The sequence below is a fragment of the Alteromonas lipotrueae genome (genome assembly GCF_019249255.1).
GTDB lineage: Bacteria > Pseudomonadota > Gammaproteobacteria > Enterobacterales > Alteromonadaceae > Alteromonas > Alteromonas lipotrueae.
Genome location: NZ_JAESDJ010000032.1, coordinates 1 through 4709 on the forward strand (window position 1 = coordinate 1; position 4709 = coordinate 4709).

Genomic DNA, 4709 nt, shown 5'->3' on the forward strand with positions numbered 1-4709 from the left:
GGGCTCCTACCTAACCTTTGTGTGTGACAACGTAAATGTTAGACCAACCTATTAGGTTGGGGAGTCCAATTATCTCGCGGGGGACAAATACACGTAGGCTCCCCTCGCTCTGCTCGGTATTTTAGCCTACGTATATTTGCCCGTTATGCGGCGCGTTAGGTGCCAAGAGGAAGCGATGGCCACACCAATACATAGCAAACTCATCAATAGGGCAGCCAGGGAAATTCTGAAGCCGGTTGGATTAGTTAGAAAAGGACAATCTAGGGTTTGGCTGGACGATAATGGGTGGTGGCTTACAATGATCGAGTTTCAACCATCTAGTTGGTCTAAAGGTACTTATCTGAATGTAGGGATATCGTGGCTTTGGTACCCGAAAGAATTTATGTCTTTCGATATTGGATACAGAGAAAATTCATTCATAGAATTCAAAGACGAAGATTCTTTTTTTCCAGAAGCGATCGCGCTTTCAGAGAAAGCAAAGGTTAAAGCCCTTGCCCACAGACATTTAATGTCATCTCCAGAACTTGCTAAGGAGTTTGTATTGACGAACACTGTGGGGGACAAACAGAACATTTGGGCATGCCTAAATAAAGGATTAGTTTGTTTACATGCTTCAGATTTTCAAAGCGCAAACATGCACTTGGAAAATGTGCTGCAATGCAACGATGACAGGGATTGGGCTATTTCGGTAAAGGACTTTACAAAATCAGTATTAAACCTCACACCAAAGGAACAACTTCTGGCTGTAAGGAATGCAATTATTCATTCACGTAAGCTTAAAAAGCTGCCAGAAATGGAGTTTTTGTTTGGCAATGGCACCTAACAAAAAAATTAAGTCGCTCACTTCGTTCGCTGGGACGCATACATGCGGGGCGGCTTCGCCATTATGCCCCACATGCCTGCGCCCCTTATTTAAAAGTTATGTTCACAGGTAACTTATGAGATTTTTCGTTTCTTATTTAACCGTATGCTTAATCTCTATGTTCGTAGGTTATCAAATCCACGACTATTTGCTTTCTGAAAAACTGCAGGCACAAAAAGCCGATCACATTATCGGGCAAGCTGGATTAATTGGTTTGATTACCTCTGGTCTACTATCACTGGAAGAACCAGAAGGAGAAGACATACAAAGATTTATCAATGGTGCTCTAGTTTTGGAGGCAGAGAAGTATAAAGAATTTGCAAAGTCGTCTTCTCACAGCTCTGCTGAATTCGTGGGGAGCATTTCAGAAACAATTGAAGATTACCTTATTAAGAATCCTTCAAAACCTTGTATTTCTAGTTCACCCAAAGAAGTTTACAATTGCGAGTACAAACTTAAACTAGGCCAGTTAAACAAGGTCTTAGATAATTTAGTGATTAAGTGAACATAACAATCTGCTGTAGTCGCTCGCAGGCTCGCTGGGACGCAAACACATGGGCTGCGTCACTTCGTTCCTAATTTTAGCCCATGTGTTTCCGCCCCTAAGCAGGGCGTTAGGTTTCATTGTGAGATTACTTGTAATCGCAATTTTGGCTGTTGTTTTGTTTTTCCCGTTGTATTGGCTGTTTTATTTCATCACAGGCCAAGAGTGGACAGCTTGGATTGCAGGTGTTTTGATTTGGATAGTATTCCCAATCATAATGTTAAAAATTTGGGAAACTGAATGGCGCGGAAGACTAGTTAGAATACTCAATTATGCAATTGCAACAATGTTGCTAGTACTTTCTGCTATATACTTGTATCAAAGCTATTCAGCTTCAGAATCATTGTCGGGTCCAATTGGTTTCTTTGTGTTTTTTGGCTTGCCTTCAATTTATTATCTTTTTAAGGGTAAGTTCCATATAAATTTAAAAGGCGGAGATGAAACCTAACAAACAAATTATGGCACTCGCTAACGCTTATGTGGACTCCCCATAGTCAACAACTATTTTTACCGTTCAAGATGTAATGCGTGCTTATGTACGAGCTCATAATGGGAAGCTATCCCGGCTCTATGATATTTACGCGAACTTGATGCCACATCTCGCTGGCGGGCTTTTATGCCCTGAGCGCAGCACTGGCTTACCAAGCTGATTTTTATCTTGTATGGCGCATTTAGTTGTTAACTTAAAACTAAGCAGCTAATAACTCTGCTTTATACTCAGTTCCGTTGCGTAGCAACGAAAATGCCGTTCTGACGGTTTTATTGGCAAGAGCTACAGCTGCACAACGCTTACCTCGCCGCTCTACTAGCCCTTTAATCCATTCATCTTTCTTCGTTCGCGAATCACGTTTAACCGCCTGGTTTACTGCTGACATCGCACCTGCGACCAAGTTAGCGCGCAATGACGAGTTCCGTATATTTTTACCTATAGACCCCAAACACACTTTACCACCTGAAGAATGTTGTATTGGCGTTAAACCGATACACGCAGCAGCGTCTCGGGCTTTTTTGAAAACGCCTAACTCACAACAACCTAGCGCTATGTACAGGTTAACCGCATTTGTCGGGCCAACACCTTCTATCTTCATGAGATTTTTGCAAGCTTCTGATGCTCTGCTGGCTCTAGCTACACTCTTTTCGTAGTGTTTTACGAGCTCTATACTCTTGAGATATTGATGCCATGCCGTGTGTAATGCCTCTCTGAATATCGCGCTAAATCCATTTTCTGCATCTTCCAATATCGACTGTATTGCACTGTTCAACCCCACATCTGTTGGTGACAACTTAATGTTGAACTCTAAAAGTAACGAACAGAGTTGATTCCCGTAAGCAACTTTATGCTTTACTGATAGTTGATGCATACGGACAAGTGATTGAAGCTCCTGCTGCTCCTTAGACTTCCCGCTAATAAAATTCACGTTACTAAGTTGTGATGCCTGTAAAACCGCTTCAGCATCGTTCTTATCAGTCTTTTGGTTTTGACGAATATTCGATACAAGCTTAGCTGATATTAAACGGGCATCATGCCCGTATTCACGCGCATATTGATACCAATAATTTGACGTCGCACACGCTTCAAAAACAACTGTCATTGGTTTTTGAGTGGCTAGCCAATTAGAAAAAGCAGTGGGCGTCATCGGCATATTACGAACTATCTTATTCGATTTGGCGACACAAACCTGGATCTCTTTTTTTGCTAAATCTACACCAGTGAGCATATTATACATAGATGGACTCCTATCTAACCTTTGTGTGTGACAACGTAAATGTTAGACCAACCTATTAGGTTGGGGAGTCCAATTATCTCGTTGGGACGCTAACACGCAGGGCCGCTTCGCTATTATGCCCTACGCGTTATCGCCCCTTATTTAAAAGTTAAGTTTTCAGTCATATAGTAACCAGGAGTAGTTATGAAATCAAAATACGCCATAGGGATAATTTGTCTCTTATTTATTCAAACGTTATCTGCTGATACTGTAACAGGCAAAGTTTCTCAAATCTGGGTGAATCAAAAAGTATGGTTTCGTCTTGATACGATGCCTTCAGCTAGTAATCTAAATGTCGAATGCAATGTGACCGCTCGTTTTGTCGCGGACGCAACCACCGATAAAGGACGTGCTATTTACTCAGCCATTTTGATGGCCAAAGCCTCTGGCAAAGAAGTTCTTGTCGTAGGAGGCGGTAACTGTGATTTGCATAGCGACTCTGAAGGTATAGCTTATATCAGCATTCTTCCATAAAAACTTAACAATGCGCTTAAGTCGCTCCCTGCGGTCGCTGGGACTCATACGCGGGGCGGCTTCGCCATTATGCCCCACGCATCTGCGCCCCTTAGCTTAAAGTTAGGAGTCAGGATGGAAACTGATAATACAGTGAATTGTTGTAAGCACGGTGAACAACAAGCTACTTTTGTGTGCCAGCATCTCATGGACAGTATGACAACGAAGAACAAAGTAGGTTACAACTCAGCACCAGAATCAGACGACAACAAAAGACCAGATGCTTGGTGCAATCAATGTGAAGTTAAACGGTTAGAATGTGGTGGTGACTGGAATGAAGAGTCTGAAGCATTCGCGAATATAAAGTTACTTTGTGGCTGTTGCTACGACCAAGCGAAAGTAATCAACACCTCTAGTAAAAGTTGGTGGAAGTTTTGGCATTGACACCTAACAAAAAAATTAAGTCACTCACTTCGTTCGCTGGGACGCATACATGCGGGGCGGCTTCGCCATTATGCCCCACGCATCTGCGCCCCTTAGCTTAAAGTTAGGAGACAAGGAAATGTCAGCAGGCGTCGCACAAGCAAACAAATTTTACGAAGAAGTCGCAGCGACTCAAATAGTTTGGTTTGGTTGCCTCCCAAACGAAATACTCTTAGAGTTTGATGTTAGTGACAACAAAGTATCGTTGCCCCTATGGTCTTCCAAATCTAGAATCGAGAGGCTTAAAAAACTGAATCCTGAATTGCTCGGAGAGGTCGAAGCACAAAGTGTTAGCTGGGCGCAATTTAAGGAGCACTTCTTACCTATCCTACAGGATGATGAGAAAGTAGTTGGGGTAAACCTTTCAGGGAAAAACCTGACCGGCATAGATATTCCAGCATCAATACTAGTTAAGCAAGTAGAGGCATTTGGGTAATGTCTCCTAACAAAAAAATCAAGTTCGCCCGCTGCGCGGGCTGGGACGCAAACACGCAGGGCGGCTTCGCCATTATGCCCTGCGTGCTTGCGCCCCTTATTTAAAAGTTATGTGCCAATGGTAATTGAACAGGGGTTTTCATTTGGGGATTAAAAAACGGAGTAA

7 protein-coding genes are annotated in these 4709 nt (G+C 42.7%); 6 read left to right on the forward strand and 1 reads right to left on the reverse strand.

Going from position 1 to position 4709, the window contains the following annotated elements; all coding sequences use genetic code 11:
• Positions 1–175: 175 nt before the first annotated feature.
• The 3 genes from KYS23_RS20340 to KYS23_RS20350 all read left to right on the forward strand — a co-directional run bounded on the left by KYS23_RS20340 (position 176) and on the right by KYS23_RS20350 (position 1854).
• Positions 176–823: a hypothetical protein gene (locus tag KYS23_RS20340; protein ID WP_218420045.1), complete on the forward strand. Its 648-nt coding sequence runs from the start codon at positions 176–178 to the stop codon at positions 821–823.
• A gap of 115 nt (positions 824–938) precedes the next feature.
• Complete coding sequence (locus KYS23_RS20345; RefSeq protein ID WP_218420046.1) at positions 939–1367, forward strand: hypothetical protein; 429 nt, start codon at positions 939–941, stop codon at positions 1365–1367.
• A 121-nt stretch (positions 1368–1488) separates the two neighbouring features.
• Positions 1489–1854: a hypothetical protein gene (locus KYS23_RS20350; RefSeq protein ID WP_218420048.1), complete on the forward strand. Its 366-nt coding sequence runs from the start codon at positions 1489–1491 to the stop codon at positions 1852–1854.
• Between the two features lie 241 nt (positions 1855–2095).
• On the opposite strand, the gene KYS23_RS20355 is transcribed toward KYS23_RS20350, so the two are convergent.
• Positions 2096–3133, reverse strand: coding sequence for an IS110 family RNA-guided transposase (locus tag KYS23_RS20355; protein WP_218420051.1), 1038 nt, complete (start codon positions 3131–3133; stop codon positions 2096–2098).
• Between the two features lie 183 nt (positions 3134–3316).
• Here KYS23_RS20355 and KYS23_RS20360 point away from each other — a divergent pair, with 183 nt between their 5' ends.
• The 3 genes from KYS23_RS20360 (at position 3317) to KYS23_RS20370 (ending at position 4544) form a co-directional block, all read left to right on the forward strand.
• Positions 3317–3646, forward strand: coding sequence for a hypothetical protein (locus KYS23_RS20360; protein WP_218420052.1), 330 nt, complete (start codon positions 3317–3319; stop codon positions 3644–3646).
• A gap of 114 nt (positions 3647–3760) precedes the next feature.
• The gene (locus tag KYS23_RS20365; RefSeq protein ID WP_218420054.1) at positions 3761–4069 is read left to right on the forward strand and encodes a hypothetical protein; all 309 of its coding nucleotides are present in this window, start codon (positions 3761–3763) and stop codon (positions 4067–4069) included.
• A 118-nt stretch (positions 4070–4187) separates the two neighbouring features.
• Positions 4188–4544: a DUF2750 domain-containing protein gene (locus KYS23_RS20370; protein WP_218420055.1), complete on the forward strand. Its 357-nt coding sequence runs from the start codon at positions 4188–4190 to the stop codon at positions 4542–4544.
• Positions 4545–4709: the final 165 nt, after the last annotated feature.

What these genes read in the sequence shown, in the direction of transcription:
- KYS23_RS20360 (WP_218420052.1), top strand. Translation starts at nt 3,317, where the DNA reads ATGAAATCAAAATACGCCATAGGGATAATTTGTCTCTTATTTATTCAA.
- KYS23_RS20370 (WP_218420055.1), top strand. Translation starts at nt 4,188, where the DNA reads ATGTCAGCAGGCGTCGCACAAGCAAACAAATTTTACGAAGAAGTCGCA.
- KYS23_RS20345 (WP_218420046.1), top strand. Translation starts at nt 939, where the DNA reads ATGAGATTTTTCGTTTCTTATTTAACCGTATGCTTAATCTCTATGTTC.
- KYS23_RS20340 (WP_218420045.1), top strand. Translation starts at nt 176, where the DNA reads ATGGCCACACCAATACATAGCAAACTCATCAATAGGGCAGCCAGGGAA.
- KYS23_RS20365 (WP_218420054.1), top strand. Translation starts at nt 3,761, where the DNA reads ATGGAAACTGATAATACAGTGAATTGTTGTAAGCACGGTGAACAACAA.
- KYS23_RS20355 (WP_218420051.1), bottom strand. Translation starts at nt 3,133, where the DNA reads ATGTATAATATGCTCACTGGTGTAGATTTAGCAAAAAAAGAGATCCAG.